This window comes from Pseudomonas sp. MPR-R2A5 (assembly GCF_058793055.1).
The window spans coordinates 118372-139518 of record NZ_JBXAFK010000011.1 but is presented as its reverse complement, the minus strand read 5'-3'; the positions used below and the strand labels follow the sequence as shown (position 1 = coordinate 139518).

General features: G+C 62.7%; 21 protein-coding genes and 3 pseudogenes. 21 read left to right on the top strand and 3 right to left on the bottom strand.

Annotation, left to right across the window (positions count from 1 at the left end):
- Position 1: 1 nt before the first annotated feature.
- Positions 2-1537: pseudogene (locus AC1Q6I_RS11275) on the bottom strand (xanthine dehydrogenase family protein molybdopterin-binding subunit); the annotation flags it as partial.
- Here AC1Q6I_RS11275 and AC1Q6I_RS11270 point away from each other — a divergent pair.
- The 12 genes and pseudogenes from AC1Q6I_RS11270 to csrA form a co-directional block, all read left to right on the top strand.
- Positions 1534-1749, top strand: a pseudogene (locus AC1Q6I_RS11270) (alpha/beta hydrolase); the annotation flags it as partial. The pseudogenes AC1Q6I_RS11275 and AC1Q6I_RS11270 overlap by 4 nt on opposite strands.
- 18 nt (positions 1750-1767) lie before the next feature.
- Complete coding sequence (locus AC1Q6I_RS11265) at positions 1768-2820, top strand: alpha/beta hydrolase (RefSeq protein WP_102625571.1); 1053 nt, start codon at positions 1768-1770, stop codon at positions 2818-2820.
- Between the two features lie 107 nt (positions 2821-2927).
- Positions 2928-3818 (top strand): LysR family transcriptional regulator, encoded by an 891-nt coding sequence (locus AC1Q6I_RS11260; RefSeq protein ID WP_102642551.1) that lies wholly within the window; start codon positions 2928-2930, stop codon positions 3816-3818.
- A gap of 94 nt (positions 3819-3912) precedes the next feature.
- A pseudogene (locus AC1Q6I_RS11255) lies at positions 3913-4138 on the top strand (IS5/IS1182 family transposase); the annotation flags it as partial.
- Positions 4139-4407: 269 nt separating this feature from the next.
- The gene (pilL2, locus tag AC1Q6I_RS11250) at positions 4408-4929 is read left to right on the top strand and encodes a PFGI-1 class ICE element type IV pilus protein PilL2 (RefSeq protein WP_102623891.1); all 522 of its coding nucleotides are present in this window, start codon (positions 4408-4410) and stop codon (positions 4927-4929) included.
- Complete coding sequence (locus tag AC1Q6I_RS11245; RefSeq protein WP_102623892.1) at positions 4926-5576, top strand: hypothetical protein; 651 nt, start codon at positions 4926-4928, stop codon at positions 5574-5576. Before pilL2 ends, AC1Q6I_RS11245 begins: the two co-directional genes overlap by 4 nt.
- Before the next feature lie 9 nt (positions 5577-5585).
- Complete coding sequence (locus AC1Q6I_RS11240; protein ID WP_102623893.1) at positions 5586-6311, top strand: TIGR03759 family integrating conjugative element protein; 726 nt, start codon at positions 5586-5588, stop codon at positions 6309-6311.
- Entirely contained in the window at positions 6311-6874 is a 564-nt protein-coding gene (locus tag AC1Q6I_RS11235) for a lysozyme family protein (protein ID WP_207238106.1), read from the top strand. The genes AC1Q6I_RS11240 and AC1Q6I_RS11235 overlap by 1 nt, the downstream gene beginning before the upstream one ends.
- On the top strand, positions 6871-7398 hold the full coding sequence (locus AC1Q6I_RS11230) for an integrating conjugative element protein (protein WP_102623895.1): 528 nt from the start codon (positions 6871-6873) through the stop codon (positions 7396-7398). The genes AC1Q6I_RS11235 and AC1Q6I_RS11230 overlap by 4 nt, the downstream gene beginning before the upstream one ends.
- A gap of 10 nt (positions 7399-7408) precedes the next feature.
- Positions 7409-9580, top strand: a complete 2172-nt coding sequence (gene traD / locus AC1Q6I_RS11225; protein ID WP_102623896.1) for a type IV conjugative transfer system coupling protein TraD — start codon at positions 7409-7411, stop codon at positions 9578-9580.
- Entirely contained in the window at positions 9577-10326 is a 750-nt protein-coding gene (locus AC1Q6I_RS11220) for a TIGR03747 family integrating conjugative element membrane protein (RefSeq protein ID WP_102623897.1), read from the top strand. Before traD ends, AC1Q6I_RS11220 begins: the two co-directional genes overlap by 4 nt.
- Positions 10327-10443: 117 nt before the next feature.
- A complete protein-coding gene (gene csrA, locus AC1Q6I_RS11215; protein ID WP_102623898.1) occupies positions 10444-10647 on the top strand; it encodes a carbon storage regulator CsrA in 204 nt (67 codons plus the stop codon).
- Positions 10648-10720: 73 nt separating this feature from the next.
- Here the strand turns inward: csrA and AC1Q6I_RS11210 are convergent, their stop codons facing one another.
- Both AC1Q6I_RS11210 and AC1Q6I_RS11205 read right to left on the bottom strand, forming a co-directional pair.
- The gene (locus AC1Q6I_RS11210; RefSeq protein WP_102623899.1) at positions 10721-12331 is read right to left on the bottom strand and encodes an ABC transporter C-terminal domain-containing protein; all 1611 of its coding nucleotides are present in this window, start codon (positions 12329-12331) and stop codon (positions 10721-10723) included.
- 61 nt (positions 12332-12392) lie between these two features.
- On the bottom strand, positions 12393-13349 hold the full coding sequence (locus AC1Q6I_RS11205) for a DUF6710 family protein (protein WP_102623900.1): 957 nt from the start codon (positions 13347-13349) through the stop codon (positions 12393-12395).
- Between the two features lie 178 nt (positions 13350-13527).
- Here AC1Q6I_RS11205 and AC1Q6I_RS11200 point away from each other — a divergent pair, with 178 nt between their 5' ends.
- The 9 genes from AC1Q6I_RS11200 (at position 13528) to AC1Q6I_RS11160 (ending at position 21146) form a co-directional block, all read left to right on the top strand.
- On the top strand, positions 13528-13899 hold the full coding sequence (locus AC1Q6I_RS11200; RefSeq protein WP_102623901.1) for an integrative conjugative element protein, RAQPRD family: 372 nt from the start codon (positions 13528-13530) through the stop codon (positions 13897-13899).
- Positions 13896-14129 (top strand): TIGR03758 family integrating conjugative element protein, encoded by a 234-nt coding sequence (locus AC1Q6I_RS11195; RefSeq protein WP_102623902.1) that lies wholly within the window; start codon positions 13896-13898, stop codon positions 14127-14129. Before AC1Q6I_RS11200 ends, AC1Q6I_RS11195 begins: the two co-directional genes overlap by 4 nt.
- Before the next feature lie 72 nt (positions 14130-14201).
- The gene (locus tag AC1Q6I_RS11190; protein ID WP_256581243.1) at positions 14202-14504 is read left to right on the top strand and encodes a TIGR03745 family integrating conjugative element membrane protein; all 303 of its coding nucleotides are present in this window, start codon (positions 14202-14204) and stop codon (positions 14502-14504) included.
- A gap of 16 nt (positions 14505-14520) precedes the next feature.
- Positions 14521-14916: a TIGR03750 family conjugal transfer protein gene (locus AC1Q6I_RS11185; RefSeq protein ID WP_102623904.1), complete on the top strand. Its 396-nt coding sequence runs from the start codon at positions 14521-14523 to the stop codon at positions 14914-14916.
- Positions 14913-15587, top strand: coding sequence for a PFL_4703 family integrating conjugative element protein (locus AC1Q6I_RS11180; RefSeq protein WP_102623905.1), 675 nt, complete (start codon positions 14913-14915; stop codon positions 15585-15587). Before AC1Q6I_RS11185 ends, AC1Q6I_RS11180 begins: the two co-directional genes overlap by 4 nt.
- The gene (locus tag AC1Q6I_RS11175; RefSeq protein WP_102623906.1) at positions 15584-16453 is read left to right on the top strand and encodes a TIGR03749 family integrating conjugative element protein; all 870 of its coding nucleotides are present in this window, start codon (positions 15584-15586) and stop codon (positions 16451-16453) included. The genes AC1Q6I_RS11180 and AC1Q6I_RS11175 overlap by 4 nt, the downstream gene beginning before the upstream one ends.
- Positions 16443-17864: a TIGR03752 family integrating conjugative element protein gene (locus tag AC1Q6I_RS11170; RefSeq protein ID WP_102623907.1), complete on the top strand. Its 1422-nt coding sequence runs from the start codon at positions 16443-16445 to the stop codon at positions 17862-17864. The genes AC1Q6I_RS11175 and AC1Q6I_RS11170 overlap by 11 nt, the downstream gene beginning before the upstream one ends.
- Positions 17845-18264: a TIGR03751 family conjugal transfer lipoprotein gene (locus AC1Q6I_RS11165; RefSeq protein WP_102623908.1), complete on the top strand. Its 420-nt coding sequence runs from the start codon at positions 17845-17847 to the stop codon at positions 18262-18264. The genes AC1Q6I_RS11170 and AC1Q6I_RS11165 overlap by 20 nt, the downstream gene beginning before the upstream one ends.
- On the top strand, positions 18264-21146 hold the full coding sequence (locus AC1Q6I_RS11160; protein WP_102623909.1) for a conjugative transfer ATPase: 2883 nt from the start codon (positions 18264-18266) through the stop codon (positions 21144-21146). Before AC1Q6I_RS11165 ends, AC1Q6I_RS11160 begins: the two co-directional genes overlap by 1 nt.
- The last annotated feature ends 1 nt before the right edge of the window (position 21147 follow it).

Here is a 21147-nt window from a genome sequence, read left to right as displayed (position 1 = left end):
GTCAGGTGGGTTGGCTAAAGGTGTAGCTCGATAGCGGCATGCTACGAATGCGTTGCCCCGTCAGCCTGGAAACAGCATTGGCTACGGCCGGTGCCACGGCCGGCAACGGCGGCTCGCCGATGCCTCCCATACTGGCGCCGCTCTCAATCACCTTGACGTGCACACGGGCCATACGCGACGGCGGCAGGATCGGATAGAGATCGAAGTTGCGCGCCCGTGGTTTGCCATCAACGTACACCGCCTCCTCCACCAGCACCTGGGACAGCCCCAATGACACCGCACCGTTGACCTGCGCCTCAACAATGGCTGGATTCACAATGCTGCCAGGATCAATCGCCTGCCAAATGTCGTGCACCTTGACCTGACCATTCTCGATGGAGACCTCGGCCACTACCGCCGACTCCGTACCAAAAGGCGAGGCCATGGCCACGCCACGTGCGCGCCGCGAGCCATCTTCGGCCGTGAACGGGCCGCGCTTCCAGCCGCCAGACAGTTCAGCGACGCTCTGCAGCAAATGAGTCAGACGCTGATTACCCTGCAGCAAATGCAGACGCAGCTCGAACGGATCATGACCACCTTTGTCGGCCAGCTCGTCAAGAAATGCCTCGTAGAAAAAATCGTTGAGCGAATTCCCCACCGAACGCCAGAAGCCCAGCATCACCGGTCCTTTGACGTAGTTCTGGGCGATGCGGCGATTGGCGATGGCATACGCCTTTCCGGCCAAACCTTCGACCGCAGTGGGGTCGAGCTGCGCACCCTGTTTACCGGCGATACCCTCTCTCGGTCCCTCAGTAGCGCTGACTATTTCCAGCGCGATAGGCAGGCCCTTATCGTCCAACCCAGCGCGAAACTTCACTACAGCCAAGGGACGGAGCACATCACGCAAAAACTCTTCCTCGCGACTCCAGATCAGCTTGATCGGACGGCCCACCGCCTTGGCTAACTCAATAGCCTGCGGATACGGACTGGCGGTGTTGTAAAGAAAGTGGCGACCGAAGAAGCCGCCGAGCAACGGGGTATGCAGCGTGATCTTGGATGGGTCGAGGCCGGTACGTTTGGCGATGTCTGCGAGAAACATGTCTTGGGCCTGGTTGGGTGCCCAGACTTCCAGCGAACCATCTGAGTTGAATCGAGCTAATGCCGAAGGCGGCTCAAGTTGCGCATGGTTAACGTACTGGTTGTGGTAGGTCGCCTCGACCTTGGTGGTCGCCTTAGCCAAGGTGCCGGCGAAGTCGCCTTCGCTCTCTGCCTCCCGTCCTGCTCCCGACTCTTTAGCCAGTCGCTCGCGATACGCTACTGTGGAAAAGTCCGCAGGCATCACTCTCAATGGGGTATCGGAGGCTGGTTCCTGCCATTGCACCTGAATTGCTTCGACTGCGCGCTTGGCATGCCACCAGCGCTCGGCAACCACCGCCACAGCGCCTGGCAAACGATGAATCGAGTGTACGCCCTTCATCGCCTTGACCTGCGCCTCGTTGCGTAGCTCACCCACAGTCATACCCAAGCGCGGCGCATGTTGTACAGCGGCATCACGCCATTGATCTACCCGCCCAGGACAGCTGGCGCGCCCGGTTGGCAATGGCGCGGCTGTGGCGCGACACCGTGAATAAACATGGCGGAGACGTAACGCTCATTCACCTACCGGATATCGGCATCAAGGGCAACACGCACTTCCCCATGTCCGACCTCAACAACGTGCAGATTGCGGACTTGGTATCCAAGTTTCTCGCTGACAAAAATCTGGACTGACACTGCTTGGAGACTTCTATGAGAAACACAGTTCTGAAAGCCACCTTGATGGCAGCAATGATTGGCGGGGCGGCAGGTGTCGGGGCAGTGGATTACAAAAAGAACCCGTTCACCCTGGTGTATGACGGCGCCATCACCAAGAACGAACCCGGCAAGGTGAACATTCACCCGGTCAAATACAAATTGAACGGCCTGGATATCGTCGCCAACGTCTATACCCCAGCCGGTTATGACGCCAAGAAGAACTACCCCACCGTGGTAATCGCCCACCCTAACGGTGGCGTGAAAGAACAGGTGGCCGGCCTGTACGCTCAGCGCCTGGCCGAGGAGGGTTACATCACCATCACCGCTGATGCCGCTTACCAAGGCGGCAGCGGCGGGCAACCCCGCAGCGTCGACAAACCCGCCAATCGCATCGAAGACATTCATGGCATGGCCGACTTCATCACCCAGTACGCCGGTGTGGATAAGGCGCGCCTTGGCCTGCTCGGCATCTGCGGGGGCGGCGGCTATTCACTGGCGGCTGCAGAGACGGACAAACGCTTCAAATCGATTGCCACCATCAGCATGTTCAACTCAGGCCGCGTTCGCCGTAACGGCTACATCGACTCACAGCTGGACACCGTTCAGGACCGTCTGAAACAAGCATCTAAGGCTCGCGCCCTGGAAGCAGCAGGTGGTGAAGTGCGCTACTCAGGCGACGCCAATCTGACCGACGAGCAAATTGCCAAGCTGCCGTTCGACCTGTATCGCCAGGGTTATGAGTACTACTGGAAAACCTACGCGCACCCGAACTCAACCTTCAAATACACCACCAGCAGCTTGCTTGACCTGATGCGCTTCGACGCCATCAACCAGATCGAACTGATTGGCCAACCGCTACTGATGATTGCCGGTACCAAAGCCGACAGCCTGTACATGACCGAGGATGCGTTCGCCAAAGCCACCGGCACGAAAGACAAGGAGTTGTTCAAGATTGAGGGCGCAACCCACATCGAAACGTACTGGGTTCCAAAGTACGTTGATGCCGCGGTTGGCAAGCTCAAAGGGTTCTACGCCAGAACCCTGTGAAGCCATCCAAACGTTGATACATATGGAGAGGAATCAAACCTCCCCAAGGTAGCCGGGACATGATTAGATTGGACAATCCTATCGATCCTCATGAGAGGAACTCATTAATGTCCCGCGCCAACCTCAACGACCTCCAAGCCTTCGTGGTCATCGCCCGCGAAGGCAGCTTCACACGTGCCGCGGCTCAGCTAGGCGTTTCTCAGTCAGCCCTCAGCCACACCATGCGCACCCTCGAGACCCGACTTGGGGTTCGACTACTAACCCGCACCACACGTAGTGTGTCACCGACCGACGCCGGTCAAAGGCTTTACCAGACCATGGCGCCGAGGTTCGAAGAAATCGAACGTGAGCTGTCGGCAGTCACCGAACTTAGCGATACCCCAGCCGGTAGCGTACGCATCTCGGCCTCTGAACATGCCGCGAACAACATCCTGTGGCCCAAGCTGCTGAAGGTTCTACCGCAGTACCCAGAGGTCAAGGTGGAAATCACCGTCGACTACGCCCTAACCGACATCGTCGCCCAACGTTACGACGCTGGCGTTCGCCTGGGTGACCAGGTGGCCAAAGACATGATTGCCGTCCCAATCGGCCCCCGCCTGCACATGGCAGTTGTCGCCTCCCCCGAATACTTCAGCAAGCACCCCCACCCTGTAACCCCCAGCGACCTTTCGGCGCACAGCTGCATCAACCTGCGCTTGCCAACACATGGCAGCCTGCTGCAATGGGACTTCGAAAAAGATGGCCATGAACTGAAAGCCCGAGTTGAGGGGCAATGGACGTTCAACAGCAGTCTACCGATTTTGCGTGCAGCTGTTGCCGGGTGCGGATTGGCATTTCTGCCGGAGGATATGGTGGCGAAGGAACTGGCTGAGGGAAAGCTTGTACGGGTGCTTCAGGATTGGTGCCAGCCGTTCCCTGGGTATCACCTCTATTACCCGAATCGTCGGGAGCAATCGTCTGCGTTGGGGGTGGTGATTGATGCGTTGCGTCACGTGTAGTGAATTTGCTTAGGTTTCAGTTTGTAGTGCTCATTGCGAAGGCTGCGGAACGTACCGCAGCGAAGAACAACATCTGTTCTGCACCATATTCAAGGCGATGCATTCCCGCCTGAATCAGGCACCGGAGATGATGCGCATCCGCCGTCAGACGCTGGAGTATCCGTTGGGTACGTTGAAGGTCTGGATGGGCGCCCCTTTTCATCACCCGAATGCTCAAGCGAGCGAGCACAGAAATGAGCCTGCATGTGCTCGCCTACAACTTCAAACGAGTATTGAACCTGGTGGGCAAGAGTGCGTTGGTCACGACAATGACGGCCTGAACCCCCGTTGGCTGCGCGCTGAACTCGCCGCACTGCATCGGGGAAGCCGCACTTGCTCGATCAGTTGAATGATTCGTATCGCCCTTTCGATAAGGGCCGAAATGCTCGCAATCCAGGGCGCCTCATCCATCTGACGTTTTTGATCATCCCCTGAGCTTGATTCAGCGTAAATGCCCATAATAATCGGCAACGCAGCAGTTCCCATTGTTTGCTGATGCGGCTTCGCAGAATGGCGATGGTCTCGGCTAGTCCTTGTGGAGAGCCGAGCCATGCACGCCATCCGTTCCTACCGCGTTTGTCTGCTGCTGGCCGCGCTAGCGGCCGGCTGCGCAACGCCTCCACCGCCCCCTCCTGTTCCCGCTGAGGTGGTGGCTCCGGCACCGGAGTACATCCCGGTCGTCCGCTACGGCCGCTACACCCTGGTCGAGCTGACCCCGGCCGCAGCCCAACAGAATCTGCTGTTGCAGGTCGTCGACGTGTCCATTCCCGACACACTCAACGCCAACGTCGCCGACGCGCTGCGCCATGTGTTGCAGCGCTCCGGCTACCAGCTGTGCAACGGACGTGAAACCGACACGCTGGGCAGCCTCCCGTTGCCGGCCGCGCACTATCACCTTGGCCCGCTGCAGCTGCGTGATGCTCTGCTGACCCTGGCCGGGTCGGCACGGACGCTGCACGTCGACCACAGCGTACGTCGCGTCTGCTTCACCCAGCCCCCCAATACGCCTGCCGAAGCGCCGCCCGCCACTACGGGTACAGCGCCCGTTGCCGTCGTGGAGCCACAGCCATGACGACGATGCCAGGCAGTGGACAACACCGGCACGGCACACTGCTGCGCGCCGCCACCATCACTTGGCTGCTGCTCATCAGCGCCGCCGTCGTGATCGATCACGTCGCGCTGTCGGGGTTGTCGGCACAGGTCGAAACCAACGCACCCGGCCTGAAGGTCGCCGTGCTGGAAAAGCGCCTGGCCGAACTGGTTCAACAGGTCGAACAAGCCCAACAGCAACCGGACGCCCTGCCCCAGGCACGCTACGAAGTCGAGCACCAGGCGCTGGAGCAGCGACTGAACGCCATCGAGCAGGCGCTCGGCAGCCGCCCGACAGCGGACTACCTGCTGCCGCTGCAAGCCCGCATCGAGCAATTGGAAATGCGGCTCAGCACACCTCGCCCGGTGCCACCGGCTCAGCCCCGCCCTCTAGCCGCCCCCAGCAAACCGAAGGTCGTCGAGACGCAATTCCGGGTGATCGCTGCCGAGTTGCGCGCCGGCGAGCGCTTCCTGTCGATTCTGCCAGCCGCCTCGAGCGCGCTCTCGCAGGTTCGCCTGCTGCGCCCCGGCGAGGCCGAAGCTGGCTGGCATCTTGAAACCATCGAGGGGAACACCGCCGTGTTCCGCCACGGCGACGACATCCGTCGCCTGCCCGTTCCCGCGCAGTAGGAGGGGCAGATGAAGCAGCGCCATATCGTCCCCGCACTGATCGTTCTGCTGACCAGCAACCTTGCCCAGGGCGCGGAAACCCGCACCGCCGACAACACGCCCAGCCTCGAGCGACCGATGGCCATCGAGCGCACCGACGAGCAACACGCGCGGGACTGGGGGCTGAGCACCGAGGAATGGGCGCGCTACCGGGCGCTGATGCAAGGGCCGCTGGGTATCTACTCGCCCAACCTCGATCCGCTCACCGCGTTGGGCATCGAAGCGCGTTCCGAGCAGGAACGGCAGCGCTACGCGGAGCTGCAGGTTCAGGCCGAAGCGCACCGTGTCGAGAAGCTGCTCGCCTACCAGCGGGCTTACGACGACGCCTGGCAGCGGCTCCACGCCAACATGCCGCGGGTCATCCTGCCCGATGCCGGCCCGGCATTCTCTCCGGTCACGCCAGCAGCGAACGGACGGATCGCCGTATTCGTCAAGGACGCCTGCGCGGCCTGCGATCAGACCACGCTGCGGCTGCAGGCCGCCGGCATGGAGTTCGACATCTACGTCGTCGACAGCCACGCCGACGACGCGCGCATCCGCGCCTGGGCACAGCGCATCGGCATCGACCCGGCCAAGGTGCGCAGAGGCCAGGTCACGCTCAATCACGACTCGGGCCGCTGGCTATCGCTGGGCCTGCAAGGCGACCTTCCGGCAGTCGTGCGCCAGGTCGGCGGCCAATGGCAGCGGCAACCCTAATGTCACGTCGCGCCGCACTCGGGCTGGTGGCCTGCGTGCTGACCGGTACTGCTCACGCGCGGGAGATCCCGCCACCGGCCTACCAGGTCGCCGCCCAGCGCGCTGGCATTCCCTCAGCAGTGCTGTACGCCGTGGCGCTGCAGGAGAGCGGCATCCACCTGCGCGGACGCCTGGTGCCGTGGCCGTGGACGCTCAACGTCGCTGGCCAGCCGCAGCGCTACGCCACCCGCGCCGAGGCCTGCGCCGGGCTGCGCCAGGCATTCAGGCGCACACCCGCCACGCGTATCGACGCCGGCCTCGGCCAGGTCAATCTCGGCTACCACACGCAGCGCTACGTACAGCCCTGCGACCTGCTCGACCCCTACCGCAACCTCGCCATCGCCGCTGAAATCCTGCGCGAGCAGCACACCCCGGGCGACGACTGGCTGCTCGCCATCGGTCGTTACCACCGCCCCGCCGGCGGCGCGCCGGCCGCACGCTACCGCCACAGCGTCGGCCAGCACCTGGCCCGCGTGCTCGGCGAGCCCCGACTGGAAATAACCTCCCGAAGGAACCTGCCATGAAATCCATGACCACCCTCGCCGCCTGCCTCTTTCTGCCGTCGCTGCCGATGATCGCCCAGGCCGATACGCTGACCGTCGTCGCAGACCACGGCGGTACGTCAGCCCTGCCGTACTACGAGGCGCTGAACCTGCAGCCGCGCGCCGGTGTGACATCGCCACGCATCGAGATTCCGCGTCCGCCCGCCAAAGCGTTCAGCGACGCCGACATGCTGCCAGTGCGCTCGATGCGCCTGTCGCCGGGCGATGTGGAGCGACGCGTAATCGAAGCGCCGGGGCTGCCGCCGTTCTTTCTCATCGGCGACGACGACCGCTCGCGCACCTGGCTGCGCCAGCGGTCACTGCGCCTGCACGAACTCCATGCAGTGGGCCTGGTCGTCAACGTCACGTCCGCCAAGGCCCTGGCCGCGCTGCGTGCGCTGGCGCCAGGACTGTCGCTGTCACCGGTTGCCGGCGACGATCTTGCCGAACGCCTGGCATTGCATCACTACCCGGTCCTGATTACGGCGACCGGTATCGAGCAGTGAAGCACCCGCCATGGCCCAGCCCCACGCGATCGAGGTGCTGCTGCGGCCAGCCGTGGAGCTGTACACCGTGGCGGTCTGCGCCGCCGCCGCGTTCTTGTCCCTGGCGGCACCGTGGTCGCTCGCGCTAAATCCATCGATTGGCCTGGGCAGCGCGCTGGCCTTCCTCGCCTTCGGTGCGATCCGCCTGCGTGATGCCCTGGTCATCCTGCGCTATCGGCGCAACATCCGCCGATTGCCACGCTACGTGATGACCAGCCGTAATGTGCCTGTCAGCCAGCAACGGCTGTTCATCGGCCGAGGCTTTCGTTGGGAACAACGGCACACCCACCGCCTGACTCAGACGTTCAGGCCCGAATTCCGCCGCTATGTCGAGCCCACACCGGCCTACCTGCTGGCCCGCCGTCTGGAAGAGCGGCTGGAGTTCGCACCGTTTCCACTGTCGAAGCTGGCCAAGCTCACCGCCTGGGACGTTCCCATCAACCCGCTGCGGCCGTTGCCTCCGGTCGGTGGCCTGCCAAGGCTGCACGGCATCGAACCGAACGAGGTCGACGTCTCGCTGCCGCTCGGCGAGCGGGTTGGGCATTCGCTTGTGCTGGGCGCGACACGGGTCGGTAAAACAAGGCTCGCCGAATTGTTCGTGACCCAGGACATTCGGCGGCGCAACGCCGCGGGAGAGCACGAGGTAGTGATCGTGTTCGATCCGAAAGGCGACGCCGACCTCTTGAAAAGAATGTACGTGGAAGCCAAGCGCGCCGGGCGCGAACGCGAGTTCTACGTCTTCCACCTGGGCTGGCCGGATTTCAGCGCACGCTACAACGCCGTGGGAAGATTCGGGCGGATCAGCGAGGTGGCTACGCGCATTGCGGGACAACTCTCAGGTGAAGGCAATAGTGCAGCTTTCCGTGAGTTCGCCTGGCGGTTCGTCAACATCATCGCCCGCGCGTTGGTCGAGCTGGGCCAACGCCCGGACTACCTACTGATTCAGCGGCATGTGGTCAACATCGATGCGCTGTTCATCGAATACGCGCAGCACTACTTCGCCAAACACGAACCGAAGGCCTGGGAAATCATCGTTCAGTTGGAAGGTCGGCTGAACGACAAGAACATCCCGCGCCATATGGTGGGCCGGGAAAAGCGCGTGGTCGCGCTGGAGCAATACCTCTCACAGGTACGCACCTACGACCCGGTGCTCGATGGCCTCAGATCTGCCGTGCGCTATGACCGGACGTATTTCGACAAGATCGTCGCCAGCCTCTTGCCGCTGCTGGAAAAACTCACCACCGGCAAAACCGCGCAACTGCTCGCCCCTAACTACTCCGACCTGAACGACCCCAGGCCCATCTTCGACTGGATGCAGATCGTCCGCAAAAGAGCGGTGGTCTATGTCGGCCTCGACGCGCTCTCCGACGCCGAAGTTGCCGCCGCCGTCGGCAACTCGATGTTTGCCGATCTGGTATCGGTCGCCGGCCATATCTACAAATTCGGCATCGATGATGGGCTACCCGGCGCGATGGCTGGAGCAAGAGTCCCGATCAACGTCCACGCTGATGAGTTCAACGAGTTGATGGGGGACGAGTTCGTGCCACTCGTCAACAAGGGCGGAGGGGCCGGACTCCAAGTCACGGCATACACCCAGACGCTCTCTGATATCGAGGCCCGCATCGGTAACCGCGCGAAAGCCGGTCAAGTCATCGGGAATTTCAATAATCTATTCATGTTGAGGGTGCGCGAAACCGCGACCGCCGAGCTGCTCACCCGGCAGTTGCCGAAAGTAGATGTGTACACGACCACCCTGGTCAGCGGTGCCACCGACAGCTCCGACATACACGGCCCAACCGATTTCACTTCCAATGCGCAGGATCGCATCAGTACCACAAGCGTACCGATGATCGAACCGTCGCATGTCGTGGGACTGCCCAAAGGCCAGGCGTTCGCTCTGCTGCAAGGCGGGCAGCTCTGGAAAGTGCGCATGCCACTGCCCACCCCCGACCCTGACGAAATCATGCCCAAGGATCTCCAGCAGCTTGCTGGCTACATGCGCCAGCACTATGCCGAGGCAGACGACTGGTGGGAGAACCAAGGCATTCCCGGCCTGCAGGATCAGCCGCTGCCCGATGACCTGCTCGATGGATTTCGCCACCTCGCCGCCACCAAGGAAAGCAATGTCGAGGCACGGCCATGAGGGACCCGGCCGCGACCACCCAGCGCGAACAAACCCGCCAACAAGGCTTGCTCGCCAGCATCGTCACTCTGCCGCCGCGCATGCTCGGCGTGCTGGTCGGCTCGCTGCTGCTGTCGATCATCATCGAGTGCGTAGGCATGCACCTGGTCTGGCCTGACCAGGGCTGGCGTCACGCCCAGGGCATGCTCGACTACGAACTGAATCACCTGTCCAACCACTTCATTCGCAGCGCGGTGGTACAGGAGCCGGGCCGCACCGCGCACCAACTGGTCTCGAGTGCCTACGAATGGATCTTCGTGAAAACCAGCCTGCTCGACTGGATGAGCCAGGCATCGGCGCGCTCCCGCGCGCCCAGCCATGGCGATGCACGAGACATCCGGTTCTACATCAGCCAAGTCTACGTCTGGAGCGAGAACTACCTGATCGCCGCCGCGTTCACGATTCTGACGTTCATTGTCCGGCTGATGGTCCTGGTGCTGACGCTGCCGCTGTTTCTGCTGGCCGCCTTAGTAGGCATGGTCGATGGTCTTGTGCGTCGCGACATTCGCAAGTTCGGCGCGGGGCGGGAGTCGGGTTTCATTTACCACCGCGCCAAAGCGAGTCTGATGCCGCTGGCGGTACTGCCGTGGATCATCTACCTCACCCTACCCGTCAGCGTGCATCCGCTGCTAGTGCTACTGCCGAGCGCGGCGCTGCTCGGCCTGGCAGTGAACATCACCGCTGCCAGCTTCAAGAAATACCTGTGAGTCGCCAACCAGTAGGTGCGGACAGCACTTGAGAGCCCCCTACAACATTGGCATGCTGGCGGTATGGAACCACCGGTTTGCACCTTCCGAAAACCGGCTCATTACAAGGAGAACGATATGCTGATCCTCACTCGTCGTGTCGGCGAGACCCTTTGCATCGGCGATAAAATCACCGTGACGGTTCTGGGCGTCCAAGGCAATCAAGTGCGCCTGGGCATCAACGCCCCCAAGCATGTCGAGGTTCACCGCGAGGAAATTCACGCGCGGATACAGGCCGAGCGGGCAAAACGTCCAACCGAGCAACAAGCCGAAACTGTGTGACAGGTTGCCGGAGCAGACATCGCGTCCGCCCCGCCACAACCACTCCAACTGATGCCAACGCCGTCGACGCGTTCTATTCGCCCTCCAGCTCGTGCAATTTCCGCTGAGCCTCCAGCAAGGCGATTCGGGCATTCAAACGGGCGGTCTCGACAGCGGTATCCTGAGCGGAACCTTCAAGCTCCGCATTGAGCGCGGCGATCTTCTTCTGCTTCTCCAACCGAGCGATGTCCGCATCCAGTTCGTCTAGTCCCGCCTGCTGCTTCGCGGCCTTCTCGCTGGCCTTGTGGGCCTGCCGCGCATCCCTGTAGGCCAGCACACTGTCCATGCTGGCCGCTACTGTCTCCGAAAGCACCTTCCCACGCGCCGCCTTGTCCTCATACTTGAAGGTCGCCAGGCTGCCATTCTCGCGGAACGTAGCGCTGAGGGCGTTGTTCTGGAACATGCCATTGGTCATCGGCAACACACGCAGCGGAGCCAACTGGGGGGCCATCACGTTTACACGGAAAGCCTTTGGCAAATCGTCATCCACAATGCAGCCCTGACTCGAAACGACCCGACAGATCAGCAATTGAGCGGGAATCGGGGTTCGATAGTAGAGACCTGTTCTCTTGTCCTCTTTATTAGGACCAGGGTAAGACGTTGACCCTGGACTCTGCGTACTAGGCTCGAGCAACGGCACCAACTCCCCACGAAGCTGAAACGATGCCATCAGCTTCTCCAGAAACACATCCTTCTTACTTCCAGCCACAGCCGTTCCAGGCTGGTCGGATTTGTTTTCTTTCGACGCTTGCGTCGTTGCTGTACCCCCCTCCGCGCCCTGGGTTTCGGTATTCGAGGGCGTCTTCTCGAAGAGATCCTTCAAGAACTTGGCATTTGCAGGTAGAGGATCAGCGTTGAGCTGTGTACTACCGACTTTCTCGGGCCAAACCCGCTCCTCTTTCACCGATACATACGTCAGCAGGCGGGCCAATGCCTTATCCACGGCAGCGACCTGCTTAGTCAGCTCGCTTTGCTGCGCCTTGGTCTGCGCCAACACCGTCTTATCGCCCTCCGACAACGCATTCAGTATTGCCAGACTCTCCAGCCGGGTAACCGTATCTGTTGTTTGGACCAACTTTTTAGTGGTTTCTTCCAAAGCATCCTTGGCAATGGTGACTGCATCCAACTTACGCTTGGTCTGCTCGGAACAGCGCCATTCACCCGGTTGCTCCGGTGCCAATTGCTGAACACCAAACGGCACTTTAGATACCAGACTAGCCACGCCTATCCCTACCTTCACCACGTCGCCGATGATGGCAGCTGATTGATCCTCGGCCGACGCATTGATGCTCTTGAGTGTGCCGTTGTCATAAGTCTGCAAGTCGAGCCCAGCGATCTTGCTCCAGCTGGACAAGGACTCGTAATCAACCACAAAGCGCTCGCCCACGACGTAGTGGGGTTCAGCAGCCACCTGCGTTGAAAATCGGATATCAGTCTGCCCGCGCTCATCCTGACACTTCACCAGCGTTCGGGTGACGGCAAGGTTGAACTGAACCATGGGCAAGCCGTACTCCACGCCTATCCGTGCCTTACCTCCCTTATTGACGTAGTCCCCTTCTCCATCGGGTTTTACATCAAGGCGTGTGTGGCAACCAGCGGCAAAAACGATGCTCCCTAAGCACAGCAGCGACCCCAGCTTGCCCATATTGTTTCCCTCGCATTGTCATCGATCCAGTAGAAGGCCTGCACCCAGCGTCGCCCACGTCCTAAACGCAATGTATAGGCCAAGAGCGGAGCATAGGAAAACCCTCGACGATCACCGAGCGCGACTCGGCACTGCCTGGCTCGATTTCGGCTTGCAACAGCGCCCGCGTGGCACCGCTAGTGGAAAGCGAATAGCCTGTGTCTTGGCCATCGACGAGAACCCGGTAACAGATCGGAAAGCTCTCGTCGCTTTCATCGCTGTTGCTCTCACTATCGGCGGCTACCTGTGCGTCGTAGCGCACCCCATACTCCACCATCACGCGCCCGATCTCGAACAGGATACCGAGTTCTTCGTCGACCGGCGTCCATAGATTGAAGCCATCGTGCGTCCTGATCATGCTCGCGCCGTCGTAGCGCACATGGGCGTACAACGGTGCAAGATCGATCACCGTCTCCGCCACCACCGTTCCCTCGGCATTGGTGATTCCAGCCGCCAACGAATGGTTGCCGCCATGTACCAGAGCCAGCCCGAATGGCAGCAGCAGTTCGACCTTGTGGTTGAAGTCCTCGCGCCACTCGCCCATTCGGCGCGCATACCCCATGTTGGCAATGGCATTCGTAAAACTGGGTTCTTTCCAGGGCACGGCCAGGATCGGATCGCGCCCCAGGCGAAGTCGATAACGTGCATCTTTCAAATGAAGGCCAACTTGGTCAACTCTCATCCCGTCCGCGGTCACCCGCGCGGGCGGAGAGCCGAAGAAGTCGGACAAATTGTAGGCGCCACGCGCGCCATGTATAGGCCGGAACACCAGCGATGTCGTGGCTCGTGCCTGCAAAGGCGCGGCGATCAGACGGACCAAAGTGGATAGTCCGAGCGGGTCGGCCTCCGCCACCGCCCTGGCCCGCCTCATGACATGCTCGAAACGCTCCCGACGCCCCACTTCATGCTCCGCCAGACGCTGGCGGAACACCCGCCCCAACCAGCTCAATCTTCTCCCCTCGTTCGCACTCTCAGTCATACCCCCGCTTCCTCACGTTCTTATGTACCCATCGCAGGCTGCGCAGCCCATTCCTTTTTAATAACCATCAGAGGCCATCGCCCCCACCAAATAGGGGTACACCTAGGTTCCCATTGTTTAAGGCACGGCCCCAGGCATACCGAGAGCATTTCGCCACTCCTCGCAAGTGGATTGGCAAATGTCGAAGCGACCTCTCCCTTCAGCCGATAGGCATCACGCACCCGGTCTAACCCAGGCGCTGCTGCTCGGCCTGTGTCTTGCCGGCCACGTCAGCGCCGACGACGCCACCCCCGAACACACCCGGCTCGCAGCAGCGCTGCGCCAGCTCGACAGCATCGAACGGCTCGTTGCACAGCAGGCCGCGCAGCAGCTCGATGAACACGCTCGCTATCACTTCGACTACGCCCGCCTGAGCGCCGACCTCGACCGCGTACGCGCCGGCATCCGCGACTACCTGACGCCAACGCGCGCACAACCGCGCGACCCTGCTGTGCTGCTTGGCGACTACCGCCAGCCCGTCACCTCCCTCGCTCCGCAGGTCGCGCCATGAACGCCGCTCAGACCACCGCGTTCCAGGCCAACAGCGGCATCACCCCGTCCGACATGGCGACCGTACTGCTCAGCGCGGTGTTCGCCGTGCTGCTCCTGTGGGGCGTCTGGGCGATGCGCAGTGCCTACATCGGCTGGGCGGAAGAACAGCTTTCCCAACGTCAGTTCCTGGTCGTCGTCGTGCGCTTCGTCGTGCTGTACCTGGTGCTGACCTTCTTCCTGCTCTCGTAAGAGGTCGCCATAATGAAGCCGCTCTTCCGCATCTTCCGCCCCCACCACTTCGCTGGCCTGACTGCACTGCCGATGTTCGGCGTACTGTCGCCACTGGCCAATGCTGCCCTGCCCACCCTGGAAAACCCATCGCGCGGTACCGGTACGGGCATCATGCAAACACTGCAGAACTACGGTTACGACATCGTGATGCTGATCGCCTTGCTGGTGGTCGCGTCCATGTTTGTGGGGGTGTGTTACCACGCGTACACCCGCTATGCGGAGATCCACATCGGTCGCTCGACCTGGGGCCAGTTCGGTCTGACCGTGGCAGTCGGCGCGATCCTCCTTGTCGTCGGCATCTGGCTGCTGACCGAAGCCATCGGCGTTCTCTGAACCGAGGAATGCCGACATGGTTGAAGACATCCGCCCGGATGGGACGGTGGCATTTCTGCCCCACCGTCTCAACCGTCACCCCGTAGTCGTGCGCGGGCTGACGGCGAATGAGCTGTGGGTCTGCGCGGGCTCGTCGGGCGTGGTCGGCCTCGCGAGCGGCATTCCGCTGGCCTTCATGTTCGCGACGATTGCCATCGTCCCCACGACCATCCTGTTGGCGGTCACCGCTGGCATTTTCATCGGCGGCGGTGCGCTGCGCCGGCTCAAGCGCAGCCGCCCCGAAACCTGGCTGTACCGGCAGCTGCAGTGGTGGATCGCAGCCAATCTACCGCAGCTCGCTCCTTTCACCGACGGCCACACGTTGGTGATTCGCTCCGGTTACTGGACCACGCGCAGGAGCAAGGTGCTGTGAGCCGGTTCAAGAACGAAGTGTTACGGCTCGAAGCCCACATCAAGACCCTGCGTATCGGGGCCAGCGTGCTGGTCGTACTGGCGCTGGTCATGGGCGTCGGCTGGTGGAGCGCACCGCGCGACCTGACCATTCATGTGCCGCCAGACCTGCGCTCAGGCAGTACGCGCAAATGGTGGGACGTCCCGCCCGAAAGCGTTTACGCCTTCACGTTCTACGTCTGGCAGCAGCTCCAGCGCTGGCCCACCAATGGTGATGACGACTACCCGCGCAACCTGCACGCGCTGTCGCCCTACCTCACACCCGCCTGCCAGGCGTTCCTGCAGCAGGACTACGAGTACCGCCGCAATTCCGGCGAGCTGCGGCGGCGCGTGCGCGGTATATACGAAATTCCCGGTCGAGGTTATGGCGACAACCCCACGCTGCGCGTGCGCACCGTCTCCAACCGCGAATGGGTGGTGAAACTCGACGTTACGGCAGACGAGTACTACGCCTCCGAGCAAGTCAAACGTGCTCTGGTGCGCTACCCGCTCAAGGTCCTGCGCATCGACGTCGACCCGCAGCGCAACCCGTTCGGGCTCACCATCGACTGCTACGAAGGCGCGCCGCAGCGCATTGCCACCCCTGTCGATCCGGCGGCCACGCCCGCCCCTTCTCCGGAAAACACGCCATGAACCGCCTCTTGCCACAGGCTGCCGCGGCGTTCGCGCTGCTCCTGCTCAATACCACCCACGCCACTGAGCTCCTGCGCTGGAAGCGCCTGCCACTTGCCGTGCCGCTGGTGGTCGGCCAAGAGCGCATCGTCTTCGTGGATCGAAACGTGCGCATTGGCGTGCCCGCGTCGGTCGGTGGCCGCCTGCGCGTACAAAGCGCCGCCGGTGCCATCTACTTGTTGGCAAACGAACCGATCGAACCGGTGCGGCTGCAGGTACAGGATGCTGACACCGGCACTGTGATCTTACTCGACATCGCCGCCGAGTCCGCCCAGGACGGACAGCCGCCCCTGGAGCCCGTGCGCATCATCGAAGCCACATCATCCGCCACTCGCGCTGATGCAGGAGACGACAGCGCAACAGCGGCCCCGCCCGTGCGGGAAACACCGCAGCCCGTGATCCTGACTCGCTACGCAGCACAGAACCTCTACGCACCGCTGCGCACCGTCGAACCCCTGCCCGGCGTCATTCGCGCCACCCTGCGCCGCGACCTGCCGCTGGACAGCCTGCTGCCGACACTGCCGGTACAGGCCCAGGCGCTCGCAGCATGGCGTCTGGACGACCTGTGGGTCAGCGCCGTGCGACTGCACAACAGCGCCACGCACTGGCTCGACCTGGACCCACGCGCGCTGCAAGGGCACTTCCTGACCGCGACCTTCCAGCACTCGACGCTGGGGCCAAATGGCACGCCGGACGACACCACCGTCGTCTACCTCGTCACCCGTGGACACGGGCTGGCGCAAGCCCTGCTGCCGACCATTGCGCCTGTCGATGCTTCCCTCAACCTGCCCGTGCCGCAACACGACGGAGGCCGCGATGCACAGTAATGGCCTGCTCAAGTGGCTGATGATTCCCCTGGCTTTGCTGCTGGTGTTCGTCTGCATCAAGCTGTTCTCCGGCGGCAACGACGCGCCCAGTACATCGGAAGAAGCGGGGCGGCTCACCCCCGATGAAGCGAAAGCGCTGGGTATTGAAGGCGATACTCCGCGCGACACAGTTGCGACGCTGGTCGCCCAAGTCCGCCAACTGCGTACCGAGTTGCAGACCGCATTGAGCGACAACAAGGTCCAGCGCGAGGAGAACCAACGGCTGCGGCAACGCGAAGGAGCCATCGACCAGCGTATCCAGAGCGCGCTCGAAAGCGAACGCAATCAGTTGCATCAGGATCGGCAACTGGTCAGCAGCGAGCGACAGCAAACCCAGGGCCTGCTGCAACAACTGCAACAGCGGCTCGATGGCATCGGCAAGGATAACCCCGCCGATCTACCAGTCGACCTCGGCCTTGAGCCGGGCGACGGCCTGGCTGGCGACACCCTGCGCTGGGTAGAGCCGGAGGATCGGCGCGACGACGGCAAGCAGCGTAGTTCCGGCAATGCCGCCAATTTCAGCTTTCCCACCAGCTTCGCGCCGGCACAGAAGACACTCGAAACCACCGCCAGCTCCGCCGTTGAAGCCAGCCGCCGCGCAGCGGGGGTGCCAGAGACCACAGCCATCTACACCGTGCCGACCAACGCAACCCTGATGGGCTCGATCTCCATGACGGCATTGATTGGCCGCGTCCCCGTGGATGGCACCGTCAGCGATCCGTATCCCTTCAAAGTCCTGATCGGGCGCGACAACCTCACCGCGAACGGCATCGATATTCCCGACGTGGCCGGTGCCGTGGTCAGCGGTACGGCGTCGGGCGACTGGACCCTCTCCTGCGTGCGCGGGCAGATCCGTTCGGTCACGTTCGTGTTCGAGGACGGCACCATCCGAACCATCCCGAAAGACGACGAACGCGGCGGCAACCGCCAACAGAACAGCAACAACAACACCCAGGACGGCATAGGCTGGATCAGCGATCCGCACGGCATCCCCTGCGTCAGTGGCCAACGCCGCAGTAACGCGCAGCAGTACCTGGGCACACAAGCCCTGATCACCGCCGCCGGCGCTGGCGTCGCCTCGCTGATCGACTCCGACAGCGGCCAGGTCTCCTACATGAGCAGCGACGGCTCCATCGGCACCGTCGGCATTGGCGCGAACGAAGCCATGGGCCGCATCCTCGCCGGTGGTGTGCAGGACATGTCGGCCTGGGTCAACAAGCTCTACGGCCAGGCGTTCGCCGCCGTCTACGTCAAGCCCGGTGCCAAGGTGGCCGTGCATCTCGAAGAACCCCTGACCATCGACTACGACCCGAAAGGTCGCCGCGTCGATCACCGCCTTGGAGGGCTGCCCCATGCGCAGGAATTGGACTGACGGCCTGGCATTGTTGGCCATGGCCCTGGCACTCGCTGGCTGCGCCACCAGCAAGGAAGAACTGCTGCCGCACGATGACACGACGATGCTCGATATCTGGAACGTCGAGACCAGCGGCGGCACCGCCCGGCAACTGCTCAATGCACGCCAGGCCCTGCGCCGGCCGCTGACCGAGGCCGATGTACAGGCCGCGTCTGACGTGCAGGCCCGCTACACGCGCACGGCGGCCAATGAGATCTACCGGCAGTTCCGCAGGCTGCCCAATCCCGATCTGCTGATGTATGTGTTCCCGCACCTGGCCGGCAGCGACCCGGTGCCGGTGCCCGGCTACACAACGCTATTTCCCCTGTACCAGCGGGTGCAATACGCGCTTCCGGGCGAACGGGTAGAGGACTACTGATGGCCTGGCCCTTGTTCAAACTCCGGCGCCAGGTCGAGGAACCCGAGCCACCAGCGGACGCCTGGGCGCGACACGTCGCCGAGTTGCACGCCCACGGCATTGCCGAACCCGGCACCGCGCGCACCTCGCGTCGGCCCGCCACCCAGGCCGACGAGCAGGCGCTCTACGATGCCGCCCCTTCGTTCACCGACCTGCTGCCGTGGGCCGAATACCTGCCCCAGTCTCAGTGCATGCTGCTCGATGACGGCACCTCGGTGGCGGCCTTCTACGAACTGCTCCCGGTCGGCACGGAAGGACGCGAACCCGCCTGGCTGCTGCAGGTTCGCGACACCCTGGAAAACGTGCTGCAGGATGCCTTCGACGAACTGGAGGACAACCCCTGGGTCGTGCAGCTCTACGCGCAGGACGACACCAACTGGGATCGCTACCTCGATGAGCTGCGGCACTACGTCCAGCCCCGCGCCCAGGGCAGTGCCTTCACCGAGTTCTACCTGCGGTTCTTCGGCCATCACCTGCAGGCCATCGCCAAGCCGGGCGGCCTGTTCGAGGACAACACCGTCACCCGCCTGCCGTGGCGCGGGCAGATCCGGCGCACGCGCCTGGTCGTCTACCGCCGTGTCGGCCAGGCACCGCAGCGCCGTGGGCAATCGCCCGAGCAGGCGCTCAATCGGGTCTGCGACCGTCTCATCGGCGGCCTGGCCCATGCCGGTGTGCGCGCCCGGCGTCTCGGCGCAGCGGAGATCCACGGCTGGCTATTGCGCTGGTTCAACCCTCATCCGACCCAGCTCGGCAACAGCGCCGAAGACCGGGAGCGCTTCTATACCCTGACCCGCTACCCGGACGAACAGGCCCCCAGCGAAATCGAGCTGGCCAGCGGCAGCGATTTTGCGCAACGGTTGTTCTTCGGCCAGCCGCGCTCGGATGTCGCCCTGGGCCAGTGGTATTTCGATGGCATGCCGCACCGCGCCATCGCCGTCGACCGCCTGCGCGCCCCACCCTCGACGGGCCATGTCACAGGCGAAACACGCAAGGGCGACGCGATCAACGCCTTGATGGATCAGATGCCCGAGGACACGGTGATGTGCCTCACCCTGGTCATCACCCCGCAGGATGTGCTCGAAGCGCACCTGAATCATCTCGGTCGCAAAGCCGTGGGCGACACGTTGGCCTCGGAACAGGCCCGTGCCGATGTACAGCAAGCCCGCAGCTTGATCGGCAGCGCCCACAAGCTGTACCGCAGCGCCCTCACCTTTTACCTACGTGGCCGCGACGAGGCCGAGCTGGACGCGCGCGGCCTGCAGCTCGGCAACGTGCTGCTCGGTGCCGGCCTGCAACCGGTACGCGAAGAAGATGAAGTGGCACCGCTCAACACCTATCTACGCTGGTTGCCCTGCGTCTATGACCCGGCGAAAGACAAGCGCCAGTGGTACACCCAACTGATGTTCGCCCAGCACGCCGCCAACCTGGCCCCACTGTGGGGACGCAGCCAGGGCACCGGCCATCCAGGCATCACGTTATTCAATCGCGGTGGTGGGCCGATCACCTTCGACCCGCTCAATCGCCTCGACCGGCAAATGAACGCCCACCTGTTCCTCGCCGGCCCGACAGGCTCCGGCAAGTCGGCCACGCTCAACAACCTGCTCAACCAAATCACGGCGATCTACCGGCCGCGCCTATTCATCGTCGAGGCCGGTAACAGCTTCGGCCTATACGGCGACTTCGCCGCGCGGCTCGGCCTCACCGTGCATCGCGTGAAGCTCGCACCGGGCGCGGACGTCAGCCTCGCCCCGTTCGCCGATGCGCACCGGCTGGTGGAGACGCCCAGCCAGGTACAGACGCTCGACGCGGATGCCCTGGACGAAGACGACGCCGCTGCCGATGGCGACGAACAGCGCGACGTGCTCGGCGAACTTGAAATCACCGCACGCCTGATGATCACCGGAGGCGAGGACAAGGAAGAAGCGCGCATGACGCGCGCGGATCGCAGCTTGATTCGCCAGTGCATTCTCGACGCGGCGCAGCGCTGCGTCGCCGAGCAGCGCACGGTGCTCACCCGGGACGTGCGCGATGCACTGCGCGAGCGCGGCTGCGACCCCACCCTGCCCGAGGTTCGCCGCGCCCGGCTGATGGAAATGGCCGATGCCATGGATATGTTCTGCCAAGGCGCAGACGGCGAGATGTTCGACCGGCCTGGTACGCCCTGGCCGGAAGCCGACATCACCATCGTGGATCTCGCTACCTACGCCCGAGAGGGCTACAACGCGCAGCTCTCCATCGCCTATATCTCGCTGATCAACACCGTCAACAACATCGCGGAACGCGACCAGTTCCTCGGTCGCCCGATCATCAACGTGACTGACGAAGGCCACATCATCACCAAGAACCCGCTGCTGTCCCCCTACGTCGTGAAGCTGACGAAAATGTGGAGGAAATTGGGTGCGTGGTTCTGGCTCGCGACGCAGAACCTCGACGACCTGCCAAAAGCCGCAGAGCCAATGCTCAATATGATGGAGTGGTGGCTGTGCCTTGGCATGCCACCGGACGAAGTGGAGAAGATCGCCAGATTCCGCGAACTCACCCCAGCGCAGAAAGCCCTGATGCTCTCGGCCAGGAAAGAGGCCGGCAAATTCTCGGAAGGCGTGATTCTGTCGCGCAGCATGGAACTGCTGTTTCGCGCGGTACCACCGAGCCTTTATCTCGCGCTCGCACAAACCGAGCCAGAGGAAAAAGCCGAGCGCTACCAGCTCATGCAGCAGCACGGCATCAGCGAACTCGACGCCGCACTCAAGATCGCCGAGAACATTGACCGGGTGCGCGGCATCACCCCGCTGTCGCTGGACTGGGCCACCCTGAATACGGCCCACGTGGGAACACCACGATGAA